Genomic DNA, 25262 nt, shown 5'->3' on the forward strand with positions numbered 1-25262 from the left:
TTGTCCATAGCAAAGAATGTCCTTAGTTATAGTTTAGTTATAGCCTAAAAAAGGGGATTTATTCATAGTACAGTGGCTCTGAGAGTAGAGCTAAGCACATTCTCTGTGCGCTTTGTGATAATGAATAAGAGTAGGAATATTCGATGAGATGGATAACACAAAAAACCGTTTTTAGTGGCCTAATATTAAGTTCGGCAATGCTCATTGTCGGTGGTTGGCAACTCGGCTTTTCAGGTAATAAAGACTATGTCGCTGCCAATAGTATTAATATTAGTCAAGTACAGAGCGGGGATTTTGCTCAAGAAGTGACGGGATACGGTACGTTGCAATCATTATATCAACGCTCCATTACTGCAACGACGACAGCCGTTGTCGATACCATTCATTTAAAACCTGGTGCCACCGTTAAGGCCGACACTTTAATTATTACCCTCAAAAATCCACAATTAGAAGTAGCATTGCAACAAGCCTTAGGTGAGCTTAAAAACAGTAAAACCCAGAAGCGTAAACTGATTTTAGAGCAGCAACGTGAAATATTAGCGCAGCAGTCAGAACTCTCTCAATATCAAGCTGAAGCGGATATGGCGAGCTTGCAAGCAGAAGCTGAAGCACCTTTAGCTAAGATTGGTATCATCTCCGCAGTAGAGGCCAAAAAAGGCCGCTTACAAGCCAAACAGCTACAGCAAAAGCTCGCCTTTGAATTACAAAAATTCGACAAATTGAAGCAAGCACATACGGAATATTTATCCATTCAGGATGAAGTTATTTTACAGGCGCAGGCTGACTTCAATAATGCCAAATATCAGCTGGAACAGCTTGTTGTTAAAGCAGGGATTAAGGGCGTATTGCAAAATTTACCCGTGAGCTTGGGGCAAAGTGTTAATTTAGGTGACAAGCTTGCTCATGTGGGGAGTTTATCGCCACTCATTGCCGAAATTAGTGTGCCGCAAATGTTGGTCAATTTAGTGCAATTAAATGCCATGGCTGAAATCGATACCCGCCATGGGCTTGTCGAAGGTAAAGTCATTCGTATTGCGCCCGTGGTTGAAAAGGGGGCGGTGAGGGTCGACATCCAATTACCCGAAAATTTGAGCGCTGATATTCGTCCATTGCAAATGGTGGATGCCGTCATCTTGGGTCAGTCTCGCAGTCAGGTGAGTTTTATTGATACGCCACAAGGGGTGAGCGAAAACACCGTTAAGTCAGTGTTTAAGTTGGTAACTGAAGATACGGGGATATTAACCCAAGTTAAATTTGGGCAAATATCCGGTAAACGTATCGAAGTGATTTCGGGGCTAGAGCCCGGCGATAAAGTGGTTGTTACGGGAATAGCGTCATCGAATGCCACACAAATCCAGTTAACTTATTAACGCTAACGTTAAACTCCAATTTAGATCAGCCTAAGCCTTAAAAACAGAATAAGAATAGGAATATAAAAATGAAAAAGGAAGTATTACGGGTTCAAGCTATCCAAAAAAGCTTTGATTCACAAGCGACCGCGGCGCAAGTTTTAAAAGGGATCGATTTCAGTATCAGTGAAGGGGAGTATGTCGCCATTTCAGGGCCATCGGGCTGCGGTAAATCCACCTTATTGAATATTCTAGGGTTATTAGATACGCCCGACTCAGGGGAATATCATATCGATGGATTATTGGTATCGGGGATGAATGGCGATCAGCGCGCCGAGATCCGCAGCCGCCGTATCGGCTTCGTGTTTCAGGCGTTTAATTTACTCGACGATGAGAGCGTTCTTGATAATGTCGCCCTGCCACTGAAATACCGAGGCGATAACAAGGTCCAGAGGCAAGCGAGAGCGCAAGAATGTTTGGAATTAGTGGGTTTGGCTGATAAAGCGGGGCTCTTTCCGAATCAATTATCCGGCGGGCAGCAGCAAAGGGTGTCGATTGCCAGAGCGCTGGCGGCAGATTCTGGCATCATGTTAGTCGATGAGCCGACGGGCAACCTTGATTCTAAAAACGGTGATGCGGTGATGGCGTTACTGGATGAGCTTAACAAACAAGGCACTACTATCATTCTAGTGACTCACGATCCTCGCTATGCACAAATGGCCCACAGGCAAATAGAATTGCTCGATGGCAGAGTGCAATCAGATGTGAAAAAAGGGGCTGAAAAGGGAATTGAAATTGAAGAGGAGAGCCTTGCATGTTAAAGGCATTATTTCGTAACCTTTTTAGGGCCAAACAGTATTACGCGACCGTGATCTTAAGCCTCACCTTGACCTTGGCTATGGTGTTTGTGGTATTTAGTATTGTCGATACCGTATTGCTTAAGCCGCTACCCTATGGAGACAGTGACAACCTTTATGTATTTGAAGGTTCAATGCTATATAACGGTAAGCTTGAACCTGGCACCAACAGCAAGAATTTATTAGATGTTAAAGAAAGCAGCCAAGGTATTGCTGATATTGCCATGTATTTTTCATGGTCGGATTATAAATTACTCGAACTCCCTTCACGCCCCGATGTGCCAGTATTCTTTGCCAGTAGTAATTTGTTTGAAGTACTCAAGGTTGAGCCTATCTTAGGGCGCTTCTTTGATGAACGTGAACAGCTGGGCAATAAGCAGCCTTCTGCCATTTTAAGTTTCGGGGCTTGGCAGCAGCACTTTGGCGGTGATGAGAATATTATCGGCAAATCAATTCAGCTCAATGATCGCCGCTTTACTGTGATTGGTGTGACGTCTGATCACTGGACCTTACCGGATGACGATGAAGTATCAAAAGGCATTTGGTTACCATTAGATATGGATGAACAATTCAACCCTATTGAGTTTGGCGGTATTACTTCTAATGTACAAGGCGTGATGCGAATTGTTGATGGGCAAGAGTTTGAGGCGGTGGAAAAGGTCTTAATTGATAAAATGCAGGCCGCGGCGGCAATTAATATGCCGGAGATAGCTAAGCATTACGGCTTAGGCGCTAAAATACAACCTTTTATCCAAGTGCTGCAGGGTGACAGTGTGCGCTTGGTGTGGATGTTAATCGCGGGCGCGTCTTTATTGACCTTAATGGCCTTGATTAATTTGGGTAATGTGCAAGTGGCTCGCGGTATGAGTCGAGTGAAATCATTGGCCGTCAGTTATGCCTTTGGCGCTAAGCGAAAGCAGTTATTTAAAGAAAGCGTGAAGCATAATGTTATTCTGCTCAGTGTGCCGATGTTATTCGCTTTACTCTTTACCGGCTTGAGTTTTGAATTGATACAAAGTGTGGGCAGTAATGTATTACCTAGACTCGGCAGTTTAAGAATTAGTTTTAATATCGTGTTATTCGCGGTCTTGATGTGTACAGGCATAGCCTTACTGTTTAGTTGGATTGAGTTGAGTCTGGTGAATGAAGCCAGTCTATTATCCAGTTTGCAAAGCAGTGGCAAAGGCACGGGTAAGCAACTGAGTCGGGGCGTAAGTCACAGTCTCATAGGCTTGCAATTATTATTCTCGGTATTAACCCTAGTGGCGACGAGTCAAGTGCTAATGGGGACTTTAACCGAAACACTCAGGCCGACACACATCAATATGCAGAATTTATGGTCATTGAAAGTGAACTATGCCTTCATCGATGATAAAGAGGAACGTAAAAACCTGCAGCGGGCCATTAGTCAACACTTTATGGCTCAAGCAAATGTTAAAGTCGTGAGCCGTTCCCATGATACTCGTGTGCCTTTTATTATGAATAAGAGCCCGATAATTAATGAACAGGAAATAAAAATTGGTAACGTACGACCAAATTCTATTGATGATAAACAATTAGCGTTATTTGATATGCGGATTCAGGGGCGTGCTTTTACGCAAGACGATATGCTCTCCGAGTTCCCCCCTGTGATCATTAGTCAACGATTGGCGGATCAATTCAGTGATAACCCAATAGGGCAAAAAATAAAGTTATATTCGACAGAGAATTTTATGACTATTGTGGGGATCGTGAGTAATACGGATTATCCTGGACGGTCGAGATATGAGGGAGCTGAAGTCTTTATTCCAAGAGTGTTCAAGGGACGTCGAACCGATGTATTGCTTATACAAGTGAGCGATGAGCATGCAGGTTTCACTTTGAGTGATGTGTACAGCCAGCTGACACAAATAGACCCTAGACTCGATATCGTGCGTTTATCCAGTATCGAAGAGGACTTTAGCGAGATCAGTCGCGATCAACGCTTCGGTGCCATATTAGCGGGTGGACTGTCGTTTATCTCCTTACTCATGGTGATCGCGGGTATTGCTGGCATGGTCAGTTATATGGTCAATATGCGCCGTTATGATTTAGGTGTGCGCTTAGCCATGGGCGCGAATAATAAGCGATTGCTTCGCAGTCAATTATGGCTACTAGCCCAACCTTTGGCTATTAGCTTGTTATTTGCCTTCTCGCTTGCTTATTTTGCCTTGGGCTATAGCCGTACTATTCCAGATTGGCACTTTTCTATTTACTGGACTGAGATGTTATTGGGATTAGTGCTATTAAGTCTTTTTGTTGCACTCGCCTGCTTTTTACCCATCGCCAAAGTACTGCGCACCGATCCGATTAAGGCGCTCAGAAATGAATAAGAAGTATAACGAATAAAGAGTGAAATGAATAAGAAGTGTAACGAATAAAATATTTATAGGGTTATGAGATGCTGACATTATATTGGAATTACGACTCCCCTTATTCAAGGTGTATTAAATGGTTGTTGCTCAATCAAAAGGTTGAGCATGCTGATAAGATCTTAAGCTGGGAACAAATGACACTAGATGCACTTTTACATCAGGCTAACCCCAAAAGGCAAGTGCCAACCTTAGCTGAGTATGATTCTGGTGTATTGGTCGCAAGTCAGACTGACTCTTTATTGATAGGGTTAGCGCATGTTGGGCCGAATTGGTATCAATCACTCGATGCAAAGTTATACCGCTTGGCAGATAGTGAGGTGGAAGCCTGTATTATTTTTCTGTTTCGCGCCAATTTATTAAAAGAAAAATTGGGTCAATCAGATAATAGTGAACTCATGCTTAAGGCGGGTGTCGATACCTATAAAGCCAGTATTGATTTACTCATTGACCATCTTTTGGTGGAAGTTAATCAAGAAGTTTATGACGAGGTGAATATCGGTGCGGTATTGCTTTTCTCTACTTTGCAGGCTGCTCGTTCTATGATGCCAGTAGGCGATATACATTATCGACAGAAAGAGCTAGCAGCGTTTATCCACACTATTGAAAAGAATATTGATTATCAACGGATGCTGGGCGAAGTGGCGATGAACTTGAGTAAACATGACTCAAATGAGCAGAATCGAGTCTCATTTATGTGGGCTGGTGGGATTTGAATGAGGTTTTTATCAGCCTTGTAACTTAGTCATACAATACTAGTCATACAATACTAGTCATATATAACGACATATATAAATAAAGGAATATATAATGCAACGCGTTTTAAATTTTTCAAAAAAAATGGTGACTCTTATGAGCATCTGTTTATTACCCTTTACTGTTATGGCGGCGGATCAAACCGAATTTAATGGCGATATTAATGTAAGCTCTGGAGAAAAGGTTGATAACCTTAAGACGTTTAATGGGCGAGTGACGCTATCCAATCGCGCTAAAGCCAAGAATATTGCCAGTTTTAACGGTGGGGTTACGCTTGGGGCCAGTGCCGCTGCGAACAAAATTGAAGTGAAAAATGGCCAAGTGCGCTTAGGCAGAGCTGCAAAAGTAGCTGAAAATATTGATATCACTAATGGTGATGTGAAGTTGAAATCACAATCAAGAGTGGGCGGTAATATAGACGTTGTTAATGGTAAAATCACCTTAGAGCAAGCGCGGGTTGAAGGTAAGTTGGTGCTTATTAATGGTGATATTATTCTACAGCAAGGTGCTTTAGTGGGAGGCGATATCATTATGGGGAATGAGAAACAGGATCAGAGCAATAATACTGTTATCCCTCTATTACGTATCTCGGCCGACTCAAGCGTGGCAGGTAAAATTATTCTCAAGCAGAAGGTGAAGTTAGACATTGCTAAGGGTGCTCAAGTCGGTGAAATTGTCAATTTGTATTGAGCCTGTTTTCCCATTAGCTATCAGATAAAACGCCAATAGGCGTTTTATCTTTTTGGGATGGTGAGAGTATTCATTTAAACGTCATCAGTTGTTGTTATAAAAAGAGCGGTTAACAAGAGTGTGGTTGAAAACGTGAGAGGTTAAAATAGGATAATTTTTCAATCTTTCCATGGTTAGGTTACCATAAGCACTGATTACAAATTTGAATGCTTATTCGCTTAAAATAAAAGGATCCCTTTCATGTCATTAAATGTTGTCATTCTTGCCGCAGGCAAGGGCACTCGTATGCGCTCTGATTTACCTAAGGTATTACATCCTATTGCCCATAAGAGTATGGTTCAGCATGTTATTGATACGGCAAAGTCTCTAGGCAGTGAGGCTATTCAATTAGTGTATGGCTATGGGGCAGATAAATTAAAAGTGGCGCTAGGTGAGCAGCCCCTGAATTGGGTATTACAAGCAGAGCAATTAGGTACAGGTCATGCGGTCGCACAAGCCAATGATAATATCGGTGATGATGATACCGTGCTTATTTTGTATGGTGATGTGCCTTTAATCCAAACTTCTACCTTGAATGCACTCTTAGCGGCAAAAGCAGACAATGGGCTCGCTATTCTAACGGTGAATTTAACGGATCCTACAGGTTATGGCCGTATCGTGCGTGAAGGCGGTAAAGTCGTCGGCATTATTGAGCAAAAAGATGCCAATGCCGAGCAGTTACTTATTCAAGAAGTGAATACTGGCATTATGGCGGTACCGGGTAAGCAGTTAAAATCTTGGTTGGGTCAGTTATCCAGTGATAATGCCCAAGGTGAGTATTATTTAACGGATATTATTGCCATGGCGAGTCGTGATGGTGTGGATATTGCTACCGCGCAACCACAATCTGCTGTCGAGGTTGAAGGGGCGAATAATCGTGTGCAATTAGCACAACTCGAGCGAGCTTATCAAATGAGAGAAGCTGAAAAGCTGATGCTTGCTGGCGCTAACTTAAGAGATCCTAGCCGTATTGATATTCGTGGCGATGTCTCCGTTGGCATGGATGTGATGATCGATGTCAATGTGGTTTTTGAGGGACAAGTGACTATTGGTAATAATGTCACTATTGGTGCGGGCGCTATTCTAATCGATTGTGATATTAGCGATAACGCAGTGATTAAGCCTTATTCTATCGTTGAAAAAGCGAAAGTTGGCATAAAAGCCAGTGCGGGGCCTTTCGCGCGTTTGCGCCCTGGCGCGGAACTTAAAACCGATGCTCATATCGGTAATTTTGTGGAAATGAAAAAAGCCGTATTAGGTGAAGGGTCAAAAGCGGGACATTTAGCGTATATTGGTGATGCCAAGATCGGCGCTGGCGTCAACATAGGTGCAGGCACGATTACCTGTAACTATGATGGCGCGAATAAGCACTTAACGGTCATTGAAGATGGGGTGTTTGTTGGCAGTGATACCCAATTAGTGGCGCCTGTGACGATTGGCAAAAATGCCACTTTAGGGGCGGGTTCAACGATCACTAAAGATGTGAGTGAAAATGAGTTGGTGATCACTCGCGTTAAACAACGTCATTTAAGTGATTGGGAACGTCCTGTTAAAAAGTGACAACTTATCTCAGGACGGGACAGTATTAATATGTTTAAAAGCAGCTGAATTCAGCTGCTTTTTTTATGTTTTTTCATGGGGTGATATTTACTTTGAGTAAAAAATGAACCGTTATGCTGGCATTTAAGTTTCGTTTGATGATAAAATATCTTTCGAATCGAAACTTAATTGAAACTTTTAGTGATAAAGGTTAATGGATTTGTACGATGAATAAGCGTAATACTCAACAGCGACGACACAGCATTATTAGCTTACTGAATGAGCAAGGTGAGGTGAGTGTTGAGGCATTATCCGCTTGTTTTGATACCTCTGAGGTGACTATTCGCAAAGATTTAGCCACGTTAGAAAAAAGCGGTCTATTACTGAGGCGTTATGGCGGCGCGGTGGCGGTACCCAATGAAGTATCTTCGCCTTTTACGGCAAAACTGTCTGCCAATAAATTATCGATAGCGAAAACCAGTGCCAAGCTCATTCAAGATCATAACCGCATTTTGATTGACAGTGGCAGTACCACTGCAGGGTTGATTTCGTTATTGAATGATAAGCGTGGTTTGCTGGTGATGACAAATTCGTTGCAGCTCGCGAATGCGATTCGAGAATTAGAAAATGAGCCCACGTTATTAATGACCGGTGGCACTTGGGATCCTCATTCAGAGTCTTTTCAAGGGCAAGTGGCCGAGCAGGTATTGCGCTCTTATAACTTTGACCAACTTTTTATTGGTGCCGATGGCATTAGCCTTGAGCGAGGAACGACCACCTTTAATGAATTAACGGGGTTGAGCCAAGTCATGGCGGAAGTTTCTCGTGAAGTGATTGTGATGTTGGAGTCTGAAAAATTGGGCCGTAGGATCCCAAATACAGAATTATCTTGGGACAGTATCGATGTTCTAGTGACTGATGATCGCATTGCCCCTGAGGTTGTCGAGACGATAACTCAGCAGGGAGTTAAAGTGCTTTTAGCACCTTATCTTTCAGAATAAATTAATAAAATACTCCTTGGGATTAAGGCTGGTTTGCCTTGACCCTTGTTCAATTTAATAAAGCTTAAAAAAGCTAGGAAAAAATTATGTGTGGAATTGTTGGCGCGGTAGCGCAAAGGGATGTGGCTGAAATTTTAGTAGAAGGATTAAAACGCCTAGAATATCGTGGTTATGATTCTGCGGGTGTGGCAGTGCTATATGAAGGAGAGTTGAAGCGCACTCGTCGCGTGGGGAAAGTGCAAGAGCTCACCGCGGCATTAGATAATGAGCCTCTAGCGGGTGGGACAGGTATTGCCCATACTCGCTGGGCAACCCATGGAGAGCCGAGTGAGCGTAATGCGCATCCTCATAAAAGCGAAGGCAATATTGCCGTCGTACATAATGGCATTATCGAAAACCACAATAAGCTGCGCGATATGCTTAAAAGTGAAGGTTATGAATTTACTTCAGATACTGACACTGAAGTGATTTGTCATTTAGTGAATCATGAACTGAAAACCCATGAGACCTTGCTACAAGCCGTTCAAGCCAGTGTTAAGCAATTAGAGGGTGCCTATGGCACTGTGGTCATCGATAGACGCGATGCCAGTCGTATGGTCGTTGCTCGTTCGGGCAGTCCATTGGTGATAGGTTTCGGTCTCGGTGAGAACTTTGTCGCCTCCGATCAACTTGCACTATTACCGGTAACGCGTTCATTCGCTTTTTTAGAAGAAGGTGATGTGGCAGAAGTGACTCGCCGCGAAGTGATGATTTTCGATGTTAACGGTAAACCTGTTGAGCGTGAAATCAAAGAGTCTGAAGTGACCCATGATGCGGGTGATAAAGGTGAATATCGCCATTATATGCTTAAAGAAATTTATGAGCAGCCACGAGCGATTGCACATACTTTAGAAGGCCGTATTGCCGCAGGTCAAGTATTGGATAGTGCCTTTGGTGAAAATGCGGCTGATTTTCTAAAAGACATTAAGCACGTACAAATTATTGCGTGTGGCACCAGCTATCATGCAGGCATGGCGGCGCGTTACTGGTTAGAAGATTGGGCTGGGGTTTCTTGTAATGTCGAAATTGCCTCCGAGTTTAGATATCGCAAGTCGCACTTGTTCCCTAATAGCTTGTTGATCACCATCTCTCAATCCGGTGAAACCGCCGATACCTTAGCGGCGCTGCGTCTCGCAAAAGAGATGGGTTATAAAGCCAGTTTGACCATTTGTAATGCGCCAGGGTCGTCATTAGTACGCGAATCCGACATGGCTTATATGATGAAAGCGGGCGCTGAAATTGGCGTTGCATCAACGAAAGCCTTTACGGTGCAATTAGCAGGCTTATTAATGCTTACCGCAGCCATTGGTCGCCATAATGGCATGAGCGAGACAATGCAAACTCAGATCACCCAAAGTTTGCTCTCTATGCCTGCAAAAGTGGAGCAAGCGCTAGGGCTTGATGATGCCATTGCGGCGCTTGCTGAAGATTTTGCCGATAAACATCATGCGTTATTTTTAGGCCGTGGCGATCAATATCCTATCGCGATGGAAGGGGCGTTAAAGCTGAAAGAAATTTCGTATATTCACGCCGAGGCGTATGCGTCTGGTGAGCTTAAACATGGTCCGTTAGCATTGATTGATGCGGATATGCCTGTGATTGTTGTAGCGCCAAATAATGAACTATTAGAAAAGCTTAAATCGAATGTGGAAGAAGTGCGTGCTCGTGGTGGCTTAATGTATGTGTTCGCCGATGTCGACGCTGAATTTGAGTCCGATGACACCATGAAAGTCATTCCTGTGCCGCATTGTGATGAATTTATGGCACCGCTGATTTACACCATTCCTTTGCAGTTATTGTCGTATCATGTGGCACTTATTAAAGGGACTGATGTGGATCAGCCAAGAAACTTGGCCAAGTCGGTGACAGTGGAGTAGGGAGTTCATTTAAATGAGTTAAATGAACCTTTATAAGTTTTACATTCAAAAGGGAACTGGAAACGGTTCCCTTTTTTAGTTTGTGTAGTTTTAATCTGACTTTATCAAAATATGATTGTGCTGAATTCTCTGCTGAGCGGTTAATGGATGACGTGTTTTTCTGTTTTATTTTCAGTTGATATATGTAAAGTCTATGATTTTGATAAGATAAATTAACCATTAGCTTAGCTGTTATTTTAATGAGTTGAATGCTTCACATATAATATTCTAAAAATAGACTATGAAGTTACTTAACTTTGTGTATTATGTTTTTTTTTGGGCTTTTATTGGTTTTAGGTTGTAATTTTGAGTAAGTTGATTGGGTTGTTGTCGATTTTTGTGTTATTTTCTTTAGCGAGTTGTTCTCAGGTCTTAAAAGCAGAACATGATGAAATCGCAGTAGTAAAGCCGAGCCTTAGTGAAGATAAGGTTGCAGTAAGAATTGGGTTTATAGGTAAATGGTTATCAAAGCAGTCAACAAAAGGTGGGGGGTCTAGGGAAGCCATAATTAATAGGTTTGAAGATGGTCAGTATATTATTGAAATTAAAATATTCAACTCTAGTGGCGTGTTAACGACAATCCAAAAAGAATTTGGTTTTTGGGGTGTTTCGGGGGGAGTTTATTTTACTATTCACCGTGGTTGGATTGCAGATGATCAATTATATTCTTCAGATCCAAGTGACGCGTATCATTATGATTCTTACGATATCATTGAAATATCCAATAATAAATTAAAATATCAAAGCCTGTCAGGTGGTGATACATACACTTACTTAAAAATTAATTAGATGCTTTTTTCATATAAACCAAACTATTTTTTATTTAACACTAAGGCATTTATAATGCCTTATTTGCAGGTTATTACTATGTTAAAGAAAATTACTTTACTTGTTGTTGTTTCTATAATATCTGGCTGTGCTACTTCATATAAAGCACCTCAATTTGAAGATACGGCATTGATTAAAATGGAGGGCCTTGGTACAAGCTATACCCTAACTGGCGGAGCTTCAGGGAAGGTTCTAAGTATCGGGGAGTTAGATAATGAAGGATGCATGACTAATATTGGTCAAGTGGATGCTACTGCTGTGGATGAGAATGGTTATGTTATTGTACCTGCCAATAAAGAAATTGGGATGATATTATTTAAGTATAAAGGTAATGCAAATTGTAAGATATCAATCGTCATAACACTAAAGAATAATGACAAATATGAGTTGAACTTTGTTGAAAAATCGAGAACTAAAGTTGTGGTGAAAGAAGGAGGAGGTTTTGATATTAAATATATAAAAGGACCAATGTTGTGTGAGTTAGATGTTGTGTCCAGCCATGAAGAAAAAGTAGCATTTGTAACTTTAGAGCAAAACCTTTTTAGTGTGTGTAAGTCAGTTGGGGTCAAATAAAGAGAGTTGAACAAACCCTCTTTATTTATAAACCTTTGAGTTTAAAAGTATGCTTTATTGGGGTAAATATATTGGGTTTGAATAGAACCAAAGATCGCTCCAAGCCATCTCTTCTGTATTGGTGAAGCCTGTTTTGGCGGTATCGACAATGGGGTTACCTTGTTTATCAACAAACCCCGGAGTGCCTTTTGGATGATTACTCCCACGCAACCTGAGATACATACCTGTTTCAGGGGCTGTAAAAGTAAAAGACAGGAATATTTCTCCGTTATTATTAATCCAATTGTCATCTCCTCTGGCGAAGCTTTTTATGACGTAGGTGTTATCAGCAAAAGGTTTATTAAAGTCACTATCATGCATGTTTTTCAATGTGCTGGTTGTTCCTGCAATAACATCAATAAAGGCTAAATCTGGTGCATCTTTGCGGTTATTAAATGCGGGTATTGTCGTGTTGATTGTCACTGTTATTTCTTGATTTTTCGTAATATTGAGTTGCTCTCCCATTGTGGCTGTCATATCAGAAGTGCTGACATTAAAATCCAGACTTGAAATGAGATCGCCGTGTACAACAAAGCTATTACCCCCTTTAATGGCGGAAATAATCCCTGTTTCACTTTCTTCTTCTAAAAAGTAGTGGGTTTTAGCATATTCGTTGGGCCAAAAATCATTATATAGACTGTGGAAATCACTACTGCTTAAAATTGAAAATTGTCTGCCTTCACTTAAAAGTGCATCCCAAACACCGCCTAGTCTTGCTGTCATATAATCAAATCCACCATAGGTGCGGCCGTGGTAGGCAACCCCGTAATCATTATAATCAGTTAATGTAATAGGGGCATTTTGTGCATATTTCCCTCTAGCATCGACATCGCGTTGATGCCCTGGTGCGCCTTCCATGCCAATAAAGGTATGGGGGGCTGCATTGTGAAAGTGACGAATATCTTCAATGGTGACTTTATGCTTACGTGATGGGTGATTAAAGATATAAAATGCTTGTTCACTAAAATTATTTTCTAGTTCTGTGACAGCCTGTAAGCTGTATTCTAATGTCTTTTCGTTGTCGAATGCGTTACCTTTAGCATATCGATTATGGAAATCAATTAAGGCTTCTTGATTACCATTATCCAAAATTAACAAGGTAGCGTGTTCGTTGGTATAAGGTATAGTCCATTCCATTCCTTGAAATAAGTATTGACCTTTAAGTAAAGTGCCTCGGTATTTTTCAATGTGCGTGTATTGAGTATTGATGATAGCGCCCCGATCAGTGAGGGCCTTGTCATTAGGGTAAACTTGTTTTGCGTAGTCATGGCTATGAGGTTCAATGTCATCTTTAAGATTAATAATCTCCTCATCTGTTAGTGTGATTCGAAATAAAGAGTCATTAAGCTTATAAGCTTTAAAACCACTGTGATCGGTATTGATTAAAAAGCTTGAACCAAAATCATTAAAGCCTCTGTTGAGCACTGTGGTCACTAAGTTATGGCCATCAGATGCCGTTGAATGGATATGCATATCCCCATAGATCCAGCGCCCTGTTTTTTGCTCTATTTCGGCTAATGTTGGCAGATTTTGAGAATGATGAGTGCTAGTGTTGCGGGTATTTGAGTCACAGCTAACAATACATCCTGTTAGTGCTAGAAGCAATAATTGACTTTTGATGTTGGTTTTCATGGCGTCCCTCCGGTAATAGTGTGGAGGAATGTAGGTGAGTTGTGTGAATCTATTATGATGTTATCGTTAATTTTTATCCTTTTATATTGATTTAGCTATATATTGCTTTGATTCAATTTTAAATTGTGAAAGTTAATTGGCTTTTGTACATTGATATTCCCCCACTTTGTTGAGACCAGGTTCAAGAAAGTAAGTGATAAAGCTGATCTCTTCTTCATTTGAAAAGGTGAAATATGTTAATCCAGGATTTTTTCTGTTGTCTAGATGGCTAATGGCGGTATGTGTTTGAACATCGTATAGCATATATCCTTTTGTTAAGTTTCCCATGGATTTCGGGGTTCCAGAAAAGAGTAGTTGAAAAATATAAAAGCGGTCTTCATAAGGGGTGACGGTAGGTGTGAGATTAATACTCAATTGAGGGCTATAGCCTCTCAGTAGGTTTTGGCATAGGTAATCCCCCTCAATGATGGTAAGTGGAACCTTATGGGTTGCAGCATTAGCTGTAGGTAGAAAAGTGGATAATATCAAAATGACAGAGAAGAATAGTGTCGATGGAAAGCATTTTTGATTTTTTCGTACTTTGTTGCCCATAGGACTGACTCACAATGTGATAACGATAAGAGATCTAATAGTGAGTTTAGTGTGCGATATTCATTGTGTAAAATAAGTTTATTGTGCTTTTTTATTATCAGGAGTGGTGAGTTTTTCACAATAAGCTTGACCCATTGAATCTGTAAATTTATTAATAAAATAAGCACTAAACTTAACGGGCTTGTTTTCAAAGATGTTAAATTCAACCAGACCAGCACCTCTAATGCGGCTATCTATTTGATTTTCTAAATAACCAATGCCTGTGAGTTTTTGTGTATCAACAATCATGTAACCAATGGCGTTACTAAACACCTTTTTCCCATCATTAAGGAGGTTGTCGGCATTACCTGAAAAGTAGATATTGTAGGTATAAAAACGTTTGTTGTCGTCAATATGTTGGGGATTCTCAATGAGGGTGAGCTTTCTTTTTATTTTTACTTTAGCGCCTTGGCAAACATACTGGCCAGCGATAATATTTTTGATTTCTACTGCATTAACACTTGTGCAGTGCAGCACCAGTAGAGTGAAGATAGTAGCAATTGAATAATATTGACTTAAAAATCTCATTTTACTTCCCTTGGAGACCGTTTTTTATCAACATAACCTACTTTAAAGCGGAGAGTAAAGAGCAAACTATTGTATTTAAAAATAATTACTTAATTTGCTGATGAATATGGTTGTCTTTTTGTTTTGTACATAAATTTGAACCGACTCGGTTTTCTGATCTATCAATAAAATAGGCTTCAAATGTGACTTGGTTTTGACTCGATAGTTTGAAATATAGCACACCTACGCCTTCAATTTGACTGTCAACTTGATTCCTCATATAACCAGAAGCTGTTTGGCGCTTAGTGTCAAAAATCATATAACCTGTGGAATTACTGTATACGCGTTTGTTCCCTGCTGTCAGGTATAAAGTAAAACTGTAAAATCCTTCCTCTGTTGGAGATATTTTCTCATCTTCAATAATTTTAAGTTTTCTTAAATGTCCGCCTTGCATATTAGTGCAATGATATTGGCCTTCAATCGATGGCCCTTCAATGAGTGTTTTTTTTACTGGAAGCCTATCAGGTTTCTGTGGCATGCTTGTTTCTGTTTTTGGAGCGTCTGTATCTGCTGCATAGGCATAAGGCAAACTCACTATTCCTACACTTATAATGCTAGTGTAAATCAGGTTAACGGCTATGAGTTTGTTTAGAAAAAACATACTTACTCCTTTATATATACCTGTCGTTCAAATCTATCTAATGAACATGTTTAAATTGGTGTCGATCCACTGTTAACTTTATTTTAGCCTGTAAAATAGAATAACCCTAGATTGTTTACAGAGCTCCTTTTAAGGAAATGACATGAATGTCATAGAATTAGCCATAGATATAGCATTGAAAAGTCATAGAGGCCAAGTAGATAAAGCGGGCAAGCCTTATATTTTGCATCCCCTTCGTTTGATGGAAAAAATGGAAACCGATGAAGAAAAAGTTGTCGCGGTGTTGCACGATGTACTAGAGGATTCAACATTGACGGCAAGCGAGCTCATGAAATTGGGGGTACCGGATCACGCTGTACAGGCTATAGCCTGTTTAACTAAACAATTAGGTGAAAAGTATGATGATTACCTTAACAAAGTTTTAAGTAATACACTTGCCGTAAAAGTGAAACGGGCAGATTTAGAAGATAATATGAATATTTTGAGATTAAACGCTATTACAGATAATGATCTGAGTCGTCTTCAACAATATCATCGAGCTTGGAAAATGTTGTCAGGACAGTCAGATTATTAGAACGTCACAATACTTGCTAATTTTCTTTGATTTTTATTGATTTGAATAATATAAATATTCTTATTGGGAATATTACTATTGTGAAAGCTGATGTCGCCGCTTGCGCCAGTATGTGGGCGAAGAGTGGGGAGGAATTGTATGAGTTGTCGCTGCTTATCGCCCTTGGATTGCGCTAATAATTCAGCTGCTAGCATGGTGGCATCGTATCCCAGGGCGGTAAAAGCATTTTTAGGGCGGGTGTTATATTTATTTTGGTAATGTTTAATAAAAGTTTGAGTCGGAGCTGATGTACCATCTGGTGATAGAAAAGCGTGTGTGGTAAAAAACACATCGCTTAATGGTGTATTGCCATTAACCAAAGTGTCAGAGTCAAAACCGTCTGCGCTGATAATAGGCTCATCAAATCCGTGTTGTCTTAAGTTATGAATAATGTCTAGTGATTTTGGGACGCCAGAGGCAAAATAAATAGCCTCTGCATTCTTCTTTACTGGAAGGATTTGAGTGATTAGCTTATCCATGTTGAGCGTATCAGGAGAGAAACTGACTTTGGAGATAACTTGACCTTTTAAGAGTTGAAGCTCTTTAATAAAGGTATCGCTAGCATTCAGGGCGTATTGCATTTGTGTGTTTTCAATCACTATGATTTTTTTAGCATGTAAGGTCTGCACTGTAAATTTTGCAGCCGCTTTTCCTTGCATGGCATCGGTATAGCAAGCGAGGATTAAATTTTCAGGGTATTGTTTAGCGAGTTTACCCGCAGTCGCCCCTGCCGTAATGAACAACTTATGATTGTTAACCACACTTGGCATCGCAGCTTGTAAGAGGTTATCATCAACGAGTCCGGTGATGATGTCTATATTGGTCATTTTGGCTAGCTGTTGACTCAGTTTTGCGGTGACATTGGTAGATGATTGAGTATTAAAGACTTTCAATTTTACTGGGTGTCCTGATATACCACCTTGAGCATTAATGTCTTCAATGGCTAATTGTGCCCCTTTCAGTGCTGGGATCCCCAATTGAGATAAGGCACCATTTTGACTATAAAGTGAGCCAATATAGAGGGTTTCTTTAACGGAAGACAAACTGCTTGTTTGATAAAAGAGAAAAAAAAGTGTGAGAAATAGGGTGAATGTTTTTTGTCTCATATTATTTTTTTCTCATTTTTTATTTAATCGGTTTCAGAGGGATTGGGCTGTATCAATAAACAGTTTAACTTCGCGAATATCTCGCTTTGGAATTTCTGTATTGGGGGATAAAGGATGAAGGGACAAGAGTACTTTAAAGTCTGGAATGACAGTAACACTTTGTATGACTATGGTTATGGGGGGGCTTTTTTTTCCTGTTAATAAACCTGAATATGTTAATACCGCATTGGGTTTTCTCTTAGAAAAAATGTGATCAAAATCCTTTAAAAACTGAGTCGAGGTGACAATTTTACTGTCTCGAAAGAGGGGGGGAGTTATGGCTATGACACCTTTATCAATATCGGTCAAGGAAAGCTCATAAATACCTTTGTTTTTTGTTTTTATTATTCGCCCTTTATCTGCACCGAGTACAAATAACCATTGTTTCTGTTCATGGGAAGAGGCTTTTGTCGAATGAGATAAGGCGGTTGCTGTTTCTGCTGCTATCGCATAAGAGAATGGGCCAATCATTAAAAATAATGACATTAACAAGACGTTTTTTAAGGACAAAATACTTCCCCCTTTATTGATAATATGATCTTCTTAGCTTATTTAACTTTAGCCTAATATGAGTATAATAAAATCGTTTTAAATTGCTTGTTTTTTGCTATAAATAACCTTAAAGAGCGGTACCTCTATGATTGCCAGCCCAGTGGGGTAGAAGCGGCGAGACTAGAGGCGTTTTGTTTTGAGTAAGTGGGTGTGTGCATTAAATAAACCAGTTTACAGGGAGTGGCTTGTGAGTATGAAGTTTATGGTTAAAGCAAAAAACACGATCATGGTTAGGGTTCCTCATTGCGAACAGGTGAATTTTCATCATTCAAGATTAAATGAAGCGATAATAGAAAGGGATAGGCTTTGTCGAATTGTGGGGTTAGACCCCTACAACAAACAAAAGAGAGTGAGAATATTTACCGATATAACGGCGAAAAAAAATCAAATAGATCTGCCCGTTGGAATATCAAGATTTAACGACAGGGCTGGAAATATTGCTGGGTTGCAAGTGATATACAAGAAGCATTGTAATGATAAAAAGAGTGTTTCAAAAAAGTTTTCAGCAACAAAATACGGCTCTTACAATACTGCGCTTGAAGCCGCTATACAGTTCAGAGCTGACTACATTGAGAAACTAAAAGAACATATCAATGCTAGTGCCGAGTTCATAAAGACTCACGGATTCCCTTGTCAGAAAAGCTCATAAGGAAAAGTTCATAATAAAAAGCTCATAAGGAAAAACGGTAGTGAGTATTCATGCGAATAAAAACAACAATAACAGCATCAATAGCCGATTTGGCCCGCTCATGGAAAAGATTATGGCCGCACTCGATGATGGTAAGACTAAAAGCATTCGCGACTTATTAGTGGCCACCAACGCATCATCAAGGCCTGCATTACGTGAATCATTACAGCGCTTGATTGATCAAGGTTTCGTGCATCATGAGAAAGTCACTATTTTGGCAGGCAACGATGCCCCCATGCCGAGGAACGCTTATCGTAAAGCCAAGCGAAGAAATAGAGCGACAAGATGATAGTGGTGGGCAGTGAAGGTAAAGAGATAAGTGGGGCCCGCTTATTTTAAAAGTGGGGCCCGGATGGGATGTTTGGTTTCTTTTACTGTTGGGCTAAAAGCGTTTTAATGATTTTTAGGGTAGTGTTCGTAATTCTGTGTCTCGATTTTCTCTTATGTCGGATTGAAGTTAAATCCTTCCCAATATTCACCGGGCCTTAGATTTTTACCATACTCATTTACACCTGGAGGAAGTTCGGCCTCTGCCGGATTAGGTGTTTCCCTCCTGTCTGGTACTATTTTACCTCCGTACAAAATGGCCATATAAACTGTATTGGGGTTGAGACTTTGTGGCTGCGTATCCGTTTTAGGGAAAAAAAGTATTCCATCTGTGCCTAATAAAGGTTTGTCGAATTTAATGACCTCTTCTTCACTTGATTTATACACATCATACCCCCATTGCTTGCCACTTTTTTCGATTATGCCTCCCACATTATCCTCTTTTAGCATGGTGTTTTGACCATGTCTCATGTAAACCTGTCCATAGTCATCAACATTCTCGTCTTGTCTCGCACGGCTTGATTTCACACGCATATCTCCGTCAATCTCTGTTCCATCAAATTTTTTCATTATTGTTTCTAATTGATGTATTACCATTTCCCAATCAGCTTCATCAGCTGGTGGGTATACTGTCAAAAACTTATTTACTGCTCCAGCATCATTATCACTTATATCAAATTTGTGTCCGATTTTTTGATCTCGCAGGAAAGATACAGCCTTAGCAATATCCAGCCCTTCATTTTTTGCAGCTCCGATATGAGCTTTCCATCCTACATGATCTATTTCCGATTCCCCCTTAAAAACCATGTAGTTCCTATCCTCAAAATATTTCAATCCTTTGAGATAGCTAGCTAGCATCTTATTTTTGCATTGTACTAGACCCTCTGGGTGAAATTTAAATGTTATGCTATCTGGCCTTATGAGCTTGGTCCCTGAGTTTATATTGAAAGTAGTGTTAACATTGTTACCCAATTTGTTTTTTTTGCCACTTAGTCTAAATGAGTGTAGATTCTCTCGCTGTGAGGCCAACTGCTTCAGATCACTCTCTATTTGTATTTTTGGTCGATTATCTATAAACCTAACACCTTGCTTTGCAACACTTTTATTCTTAGGCATAGAATTAGCAACGCCTCGACTTTTATTCTCTTTTTTCTGTAATGGTGCATACATATTTCAATCCTTTTTAATTTGGATTTTAATCGTTGTTATAGGCTGTTTTTAGTTGCCGATAACATGCGGTATTGGACAACTACGTTATAGTGTTAGCTTATGTAGATTGAATATAGTTCAAGTGGCTTGGGGCGCTTTTGTTATCGGCAGAGAGAGTTTTATTGGCGACATGATTTTTGATCAAACATGAATGACTGGTGTATTGAAAGTGGGGAAGACTGTTTCAGTGTTTAGAGTTCAAATTCATTATTGGCTTTATTATTTTGTTATCATTTTTACCGCTTCTATAGGGCTAAAAGGGGCATAGAGTTCTGGGTAATGGCTAAGCTTTTCTATTTCATTTTGATCGAGTTTTTTTAGTGCAGCCTGAGATTCTTCTGGTTTAAAAGGCTTATTTAATGAGACCCAAGTTTCAATGGCTTCAAAGTTTTGAGTTTCTATAGTGTATTCAACTAAAGCATCGTTAAACTTTGTTGTTTCAGTTTTAACGCATCGATTAAAAGCAATGTCATTTAATTTCATTAAAACAACTCCTTTGTCTTTTTTACTTAGAGAAGTAAGCCAGGCATTTTTAATCGGTTTTAATGGTCTTTTCCTTTGATCCATGCAATAACCATATCGTTTATTTAGATTAAGATAAGCATCTCTTAATTCAGGAAAGGTACTTTTACCACTAAAGTCAAAATTATCAGCAGCATAGGTTAGAGATGATAAACATAAGATCAGTAAAAGATGAATAAAACGCATTGTTTTCATAGCATAATTGAGTGATAAGTGGGGCAGACTGCCCTAGTGAGTTTAGCATTTCTAACGGTGAAAAAATTCCCTTTCATTAAAATATCCTAATACAATTCAATTGATTAATAGTGAAATTAGGATAACGTTTTTTGGTTAATTTTTGAAGTCATAGTCAGAAATATTAATCACTAGCCTTTAATCTTTTCTAGCCTTGGTGTGATGAGGTATGGGGAAAGTGGGGCAGGCTCCCCCAGTGTACTTTAATTGGGTTAATGTAGCTTTGAGTAGTGGGTGGGGCAATCTTATTTTACAAGAGGGCCCCACCTCACTTTTTAGTGGCTTTTACTTCACTCAACCTCAGTGTCTATCAGGCTTTGATACAACAGCTTGGCTTGTGCCGTTAGCAAGGCTTGGGTGCCTTTGGTGGTGATCCCTCAGTTACGGGTATATGCCACTTAAAACCGCTGCTGCAAAAATTATCACCAAAGCGCTACAAGTTCTAGGTTAAATCCTGAAGATGTTGTTCCATGAAGTTGATAAAGGTACTGACCTTACTTGGAATATGCCGACGGGTTGAGTAAACGGCGTAAATCCCATGTTTAGGAAGAGAGTATTCAGTTAATAGTGGGACTAATTGCCCCGTTTTAAGCGCTTGCTCAACGATAAACAAGGGCATTTGGCAAATGCCTGTTCCTGCAAGTAAAGCTTGATATAACGCTTCACTATTATTCACTTGATAGTTTCCTTTTGGTTGAATGGAAACTTTTTCTCCTTCTCCTTGAAATTGCCACTCACTACCCGCCTGAAAATAAGAATAAAACAAACAATTATGTTGCAGAAGTGCCTTAGGAGTATTTGGAACACCATGTTGTTCAAGGTATTGCGGCGAGGCGCACAAGATGCTGTAACAAGGGGCCAATTTTTTTGCAATGAGGCTAGAATCGGGTAACTTTCCTATTCGTATAGCAAGATCAAACTGATGCTCAACCATGTCGAGCACTTTATCATCCATGATCATTTCAATGGATATGAGAGGATTATCTTTTAAGAATTGGGGAATTAAAGGGGCAAGGTGAAGTCGGCCAAAGGCCATAGGGGCATTAATTCGTAAGTGTCCTTTTGGCTGAGTTTGTTGTTGAGTGACGGCATCTTTAGCATCATTGGCAAGCGCGAGGGCTTCACTGACGCCGTCATAATAAGTTTGCCCTGCTTGTGTGAGACTCAAGCGGCGAGTGGTTCGGTGTAATAATCGAATACCTAATGATGTTTCTAATTGAGTGATCCGTTTACTCACAGCGGATTTTGAACTCCCAAGCCTTTTGGCGGCTTTTGAAAAGCTGCCCATTTCTACAACGGTAACAAAAACAGGTATGGCAGCGAAAGTATTCATAGAGATTGATATTTTTATTGTTGAGTTTTATTCATAAATATTTTTCTATTTTGGGCGATTATAAAGTAAATGAAAACAATTTAAAGTGTACCTACATTTTAGTGTGGGAATAAAAACGGTGTTAAAACAAGTATCAGATAAGTTAATGGCCCTTTTCGCGGGGGGATTATTAGCATTAATGATCGATATTAATAGTGGGTTGGCATTAGTTAATTCACCGATACAAGCGTCTTGGATTGCCCATGGTGTAGGTGCGTTAGTGGCGATGTGTCTAGTGATAATTGGCACTCTTTTTTTTAAGGGGTATAAGCAATATTGTTTGAAAGAAACAAGGCGGACAAAAACGACTGATTTGCCTTATTGGATTTATCTTGGTGGTCTTCCTGGTGCGCTGACAGTGGTGTTAGCAGGGATAACGGTTAATAGTGACATTGGGCTCAGTGGTACGTTAACCAGTGCGCTTATTGGACAGATTATTTTTGGCATAGTATCGGATCATTTGGGGCTCTTTGGTAGCCAGAAAAAACCTTTTGTTACCGCTGATTTATTGAAAGTTCTTCCTGTACTTGGAGGGAGTTTTATTATTATCTTTTCGTGATGATTCAAAGTGACTTGGAAATAAACAATACTTAAAAGAGAATAAATGATGTCCTTATATATTGTTATTGCGTTATTAAATGGTGTGGTGATAAGTTTCAGTCGAGTGCTTAATGGGCAGCTCAGTCTGCATGTGGGGCCACTAAAAGCATCGGTTTATAATCACTTAGTGGGCTTTTTAATATTGACCTTAATTTTGATTTTTTTATGGGTTTTTTATGGTTTTTTTCAATTAAGCTCTGTCTCACTCATGTTGTCGGTACCTTGGTATTTATACTTAGGCGGGGTTATTGGCGCACTTTATGTGGCGTTAAACAGTTTTATTTTATCGCGTATTGGCGCGGTAAATACTGCATTATTGGTGATTAGTGGGCAAATGATATCAGGGATATTTTTAGATGATGCGTCCCTTGAAACAAATACGCTATTGTTCAAAATGTTTGGAGTGCTATTAATTGCTATTGGGATTTTCTTTTTGCAGTCAAGGTCAAAGCCCATCAAGAAGGCCGCAGGTCTAAATCATCTTAAGTCTAGTTAACCTAAACTCGGGATAATGAGTGTCAGATAATCTCAATACTTCATTTAAAGTCAACAGCTTAATTTTGTGCTGCTTATCCAGAGTTCAGGTTAGTTAGGCGCTTTCGGCAATATTCGATTGGGGGCGTTGAGCGAAGTTAGGTAAAAATTGAAGTTCGACATTAACCCCGTCTATTTTGTTATTTTGGATATGAAATTGACCCTTTAAATGCTGACTACGTTCCATCATGATAGCAAGACCATAATGGTTTAATTTGGCTGTATGATCAGGCAAGCCAATACCATTGTCATTGATACATAAATGGATCTGTTTTTTCTCATCACAAAAAACATTGACTTGTACTTCGGTAGCTTGTGAGTGATTCAGTGCATTCTGTGTCGCCTCACGTGCTATTTGTAAAAGGTGGATCTCTTCATTTGGCGTTAGGGGAAGGTTTTGAATGTGATAATTTAAATGAAACACCATTCGACCCTTTGCTCTTTCATTGAGCTGCTCAACGGTATTAATGAAGGTTTGATATAACCCTTCTTCATCAATTTTTAACCTGAAAGTTGTCAGCAATTCTCGAAGTTGTTTATAAGCATTGTTGAGCCCATTTTTAAGTTCGAGTTCTACATCTTCAATTTGGGTATTACTGGCCTGACGCTGGCGAAGTTTCTGTAATCGAGCGACTTGCATTTTTAAGTATGATAGCGCTTGTGCAAGGGAATCATGTAATTCTCTCGCAATCGTATTACGCTCTTTTAATAATGCGATTCTGCGATTTTGTTCATGTTGTTGGCGAATATGGAGCCCATTGGCAATTAATGTCGAAATGGAAGAAAACAATTGATCTTCCCAAGATTCAAGTGAGGTACCTTGGGTTACATGGCAAATTAATACCCCGTAACTAATATTATCTTTTTGGATGGCATAGCGAACAACTTGAGGTTCGGTAGTGTTTTGTTGAAGCGTATTTAAGCAATGAGTACATTCTTGCTCACGGCAGTTTTTGGGAAGGGGTTTATTGGTCGTAATGATATGTTCATAAGGGACATTACTTTGCTCAGTTGTTAAGCATAAATCGATATCTTTTTTATTGGTGATTATTGATAACTGATTGATAATAGGCTTTAAATTAAGGCTCGAACCTGATTGGTTAATGAGTTGTGAGGTTTGATACAGTAGCGCCAAAGAGTCATTGCTTTGGCGAGATTCAAAGGTTTTTTCTTTGACTCTTTGCTCAAGTAGGCCATAAGAGTTTGAGAGTGCCTCAGACATATTATTCATGGTATCTGATAATAAACCAAGCTCATCATTTTGTTGTATGCGTGTTCTACTGGTGTAGTTACCACTCATTATTTTTCTAGCATTTTGAGTGAGTTCTGATAAAGGTTTTTCAATTTTTTGATGTAACTGATACAAGATGAATGAAGCCAGCGTAATGGTGATCAATAAAGATAAGCTCAGGATCATGCGGATCATTAAAATTCTATCTTCAGCACCTTTTTGATAGAGGCTAACTAAGGTGTTGAGTTGGTTAACGAACTCTTCAATTTTTTGATTTAATGATACCAGTGTATCTTCATTGAGTTGTTCAGGATGAGAGGCGAGAAAGGCTAATTTTGGGGATAAATCTGAAGACCATATGAGATGAACGGATCTCAATGTTCCACTGATACTCAGCTTTGCTAAAGAGGTGGTAACCGTTGAGGATGTTTTTTTTGTTAATCCATTGATTTTAAAATTAAAATCTTCAATCTCCTTCAATATGGCAGTTTGTTGTTTGGCATGTAAATGAGTTTGAGTGTGGGGAAGTAAGGTTAAATGTGCCAAAAGTTGATAACTTTCATAGCGCAATGATCCTGCATTATTAATCACAAAAGCATCTTGGTCGGCAAGCTCACTGATGAGCACAGAGCTGAGCATACTGACAATAGAGACAACGCTTATGAGTAGAATAAGACTGCCAATTTGAAAGACGATGGAATGGAACAATTGTTTTAGCATTTGTTTGCCTTAAAGCATTCTTGCTTTGCTTACCCATAAAAAGTAAGGAATGTCATCCTGATGAAGCGT

At 39.8% G+C, this 25262-nt stretch carries 25 protein-coding genes; 15 read left to right on the forward strand and 10 right to left on the reverse strand.

The features are described 5' to 3' along the window. Positions 1 to 143: 143 nt before the first annotated feature. The 10 genes from Q0779_RS07280 (at position 144) to Q0779_RS07325 (ending at position 11977) form a co-directional block, all read left to right on the forward strand. The gene (locus Q0779_RS07280) at positions 144 to 1370 is read left to right on the forward strand and encodes an efflux RND transporter periplasmic adaptor subunit (protein WP_298771078.1); all 1227 of its coding nucleotides are present in this window, start codon (positions 144 to 146) and stop codon (positions 1368 to 1370) included. A 68-nt stretch (positions 1371 to 1438) separates the two neighbouring features. Further along, on the forward strand, positions 1439 to 2170 hold the full coding sequence (locus Q0779_RS07285) for an ABC transporter ATP-binding protein (RefSeq protein ID WP_298771080.1): 732 nt from the start codon (positions 1439 to 1441) through the stop codon (positions 2168 to 2170). After that, the gene (locus tag Q0779_RS07290) at positions 2164 to 4557 is read left to right on the forward strand and encodes an ABC transporter permease (RefSeq protein ID WP_298771082.1); all 2394 of its coding nucleotides are present in this window, start codon (positions 2164 to 2166) and stop codon (positions 4555 to 4557) included. Before Q0779_RS07285 ends, Q0779_RS07290 begins: the two co-directional genes overlap by 7 nt. A gap of 68 nt (positions 4558 to 4625) precedes the next feature. Then, on the forward strand, positions 4626 to 5312 hold the full coding sequence (locus Q0779_RS07295; protein ID WP_298771084.1) for a hypothetical protein: 687 nt from the start codon (positions 4626 to 4628) through the stop codon (positions 5310 to 5312). Positions 5313 to 5406: 94 nt separating this feature from the next. Beyond that, the gene (locus Q0779_RS07300; protein WP_298771085.1) at positions 5407 to 6042 is read left to right on the forward strand and encodes a hypothetical protein; all 636 of its coding nucleotides are present in this window, start codon (positions 5407 to 5409) and stop codon (positions 6040 to 6042) included. 240 nt (positions 6043 to 6282) lie between these two features. After that, positions 6283 to 7641 carry a bifunctional UDP-N-acetylglucosamine diphosphorylase/glucosamine-1-phosphate N-acetyltransferase GlmU gene (glmU, locus tag Q0779_RS07305; RefSeq protein ID WP_298771087.1) on the forward strand — a complete coding sequence of 453 codons (1359 nt, stop codon included), beginning with the start codon at positions 6283 to 6285 and terminating at the stop codon, positions 7639 to 7641. 206 nt (positions 7642 to 7847) lie between these two features. After that, positions 7848 to 8621, forward strand: coding sequence for a DeoR/GlpR family DNA-binding transcription regulator (locus Q0779_RS07310; RefSeq protein WP_298771091.1), 774 nt, complete (start codon positions 7848 to 7850; stop codon positions 8619 to 8621). Between the two features lie 86 nt (positions 8622 to 8707). Next, positions 8708 to 10537, forward strand: a complete 1830-nt coding sequence (gene glmS / locus Q0779_RS07315; RefSeq protein WP_298771093.1) for a glutamine--fructose-6-phosphate transaminase (isomerizing) — start codon at positions 8708 to 8710, stop codon at positions 10535 to 10537. 345 nt (positions 10538 to 10882) lie between these two features. After that, complete coding sequence (locus tag Q0779_RS07320) at positions 10883 to 11365, forward strand: hypothetical protein (protein ID WP_298771096.1); 483 nt, start codon at positions 10883 to 10885, stop codon at positions 11363 to 11365. A 54-nt stretch (positions 11366 to 11419) separates the two neighbouring features. Next, a complete protein-coding gene (locus Q0779_RS07325; RefSeq protein WP_298771098.1) occupies positions 11420 to 11977 on the forward strand; it encodes a hypothetical protein in 558 nt (185 codons plus the stop codon). A 54-nt stretch (positions 11978 to 12031) separates the two neighbouring features. Here the strand turns inward: Q0779_RS07325 and Q0779_RS07330 are convergent, their stop codons facing one another. From Q0779_RS07330 to Q0779_RS07345, 4 genes are all read right to left on the reverse strand, one after another. Continuing rightward, positions 12032 to 13648: a hypothetical protein gene (locus tag Q0779_RS07330; RefSeq protein WP_298771100.1), complete on the reverse strand. Its 1617-nt coding sequence runs from the start codon at positions 13646 to 13648 to the stop codon at positions 12032 to 12034. 132 nt (positions 13649 to 13780) lie between these two features. Beyond that, entirely contained in the window at positions 13781 to 14239 is a 459-nt protein-coding gene (locus Q0779_RS07335; protein ID WP_298771102.1) for a hypothetical protein, read from the reverse strand. A gap of 78 nt (positions 14240 to 14317) precedes the next feature. Continuing rightward, the gene (locus Q0779_RS07340; RefSeq protein WP_298771104.1) at positions 14318 to 14806 is read right to left on the reverse strand and encodes a hypothetical protein; all 489 of its coding nucleotides are present in this window, start codon (positions 14804 to 14806) and stop codon (positions 14318 to 14320) included. A gap of 85 nt (positions 14807 to 14891) precedes the next feature. Next, on the reverse strand, positions 14892 to 15446 hold the full coding sequence (locus Q0779_RS07345; RefSeq protein WP_298771106.1) for a hypothetical protein: 555 nt from the start codon (positions 15444 to 15446) through the stop codon (positions 14892 to 14894). A gap of 142 nt (positions 15447 to 15588) precedes the next feature. Here Q0779_RS07345 and Q0779_RS07350 point away from each other — a divergent pair, with 142 nt between their 5' ends. Continuing rightward, complete coding sequence (locus Q0779_RS07350) at positions 15589 to 16020, forward strand: hypothetical protein (protein WP_298771108.1); 432 nt, start codon at positions 15589 to 15591, stop codon at positions 16018 to 16020. On the opposite strand, the gene Q0779_RS07355 is transcribed toward Q0779_RS07350, so the two are convergent. Both Q0779_RS07355 and Q0779_RS07360 read right to left on the reverse strand, forming a co-directional pair. Next, on the reverse strand, positions 16017 to 17165 hold the full coding sequence (locus Q0779_RS07355) for an ABC transporter substrate-binding protein (protein WP_298771110.1): 1149 nt from the start codon (positions 17163 to 17165) through the stop codon (positions 16017 to 16019). The two genes, Q0779_RS07350 and Q0779_RS07355, sit on opposite strands and share 4 nt — an antisense overlap. A 33-nt stretch (positions 17166 to 17198) precedes the next feature. Next, the gene (locus Q0779_RS07360) at positions 17199 to 17714 is read right to left on the reverse strand and encodes a hypothetical protein (RefSeq protein ID WP_298771112.1); all 516 of its coding nucleotides are present in this window, start codon (positions 17712 to 17714) and stop codon (positions 17199 to 17201) included. Between the two features lie 178 nt (positions 17715 to 17892). Here Q0779_RS07360 and Q0779_RS07365 point away from each other — a divergent pair, with 178 nt between their 5' ends. Together Q0779_RS07365 and Q0779_RS07370 are read left to right on the forward strand one after the other, a co-directional pair. Then, positions 17893 to 18405: a hypothetical protein gene (locus tag Q0779_RS07365; RefSeq protein ID WP_298771114.1), complete on the forward strand. Its 513-nt coding sequence runs from the start codon at positions 17893 to 17895 to the stop codon at positions 18403 to 18405. A gap of 40 nt (positions 18406 to 18445) precedes the next feature. Beyond that, positions 18446 to 18733 carry a hypothetical protein gene (locus tag Q0779_RS07370; protein ID WP_298771116.1) on the forward strand — a complete coding sequence of 96 codons (288 nt, stop codon included), beginning with the start codon at positions 18446 to 18448 and terminating at the stop codon, positions 18731 to 18733. A gap of 152 nt (positions 18734 to 18885) precedes the next feature. Here Q0779_RS07370 and Q0779_RS07375 read toward each other — a convergent pair whose 3' ends face one another. From Q0779_RS07375 to Q0779_RS07385, 3 genes are all read right to left on the reverse strand, one after another. Then, the gene (locus Q0779_RS07375) at positions 18886 to 19941 is read right to left on the reverse strand and encodes a hypothetical protein (protein ID WP_298771118.1); all 1056 of its coding nucleotides are present in this window, start codon (positions 19939 to 19941) and stop codon (positions 18886 to 18888) included. A 258-nt stretch (positions 19942 to 20199) separates the two neighbouring features. Continuing rightward, the gene (locus Q0779_RS07380; protein ID WP_298771119.1) at positions 20200 to 20688 is read right to left on the reverse strand and encodes a hypothetical protein; all 489 of its coding nucleotides are present in this window, start codon (positions 20686 to 20688) and stop codon (positions 20200 to 20202) included. A 490-nt stretch (positions 20689 to 21178) separates the two neighbouring features. After that, a complete protein-coding gene (locus tag Q0779_RS07385; protein WP_298771121.1) occupies positions 21179 to 22069 on the reverse strand; it encodes a LysR family transcriptional regulator in 891 nt (296 codons plus the stop codon). Between the two features lie 118 nt (positions 22070 to 22187). Here Q0779_RS07385 and Q0779_RS07390 point away from each other — a divergent pair, with 118 nt between their 5' ends. After that, complete coding sequence (locus Q0779_RS07390) at positions 22188 to 22667, forward strand: DMT family transporter (RefSeq protein ID WP_298771123.1); 480 nt, start codon at positions 22188 to 22190, stop codon at positions 22665 to 22667. 45 nt (positions 22668 to 22712) lie between these two features. Further along, positions 22713 to 23204: a DMT family transporter gene (locus tag Q0779_RS07395; RefSeq protein ID WP_298771125.1), complete on the forward strand. Its 492-nt coding sequence runs from the start codon at positions 22713 to 22715 to the stop codon at positions 23202 to 23204. 93 nt (positions 23205 to 23297) lie between these two features. Here Q0779_RS07395 and Q0779_RS07400 read toward each other — a convergent pair whose 3' ends face one another. Next, entirely contained in the window at positions 23298 to 25193 is a 1896-nt protein-coding gene (locus Q0779_RS07400; RefSeq protein ID WP_298771127.1) for a histidine kinase, read from the reverse strand. Positions 25194 to 25262 lie beyond the last annotated feature (69 nt).

The organism is uncultured Shewanella sp. (assembly GCF_947491715.1).
Classification (GTDB): domain Bacteria; phylum Pseudomonadota; class Gammaproteobacteria; order Enterobacterales; family Shewanellaceae; genus Shewanella.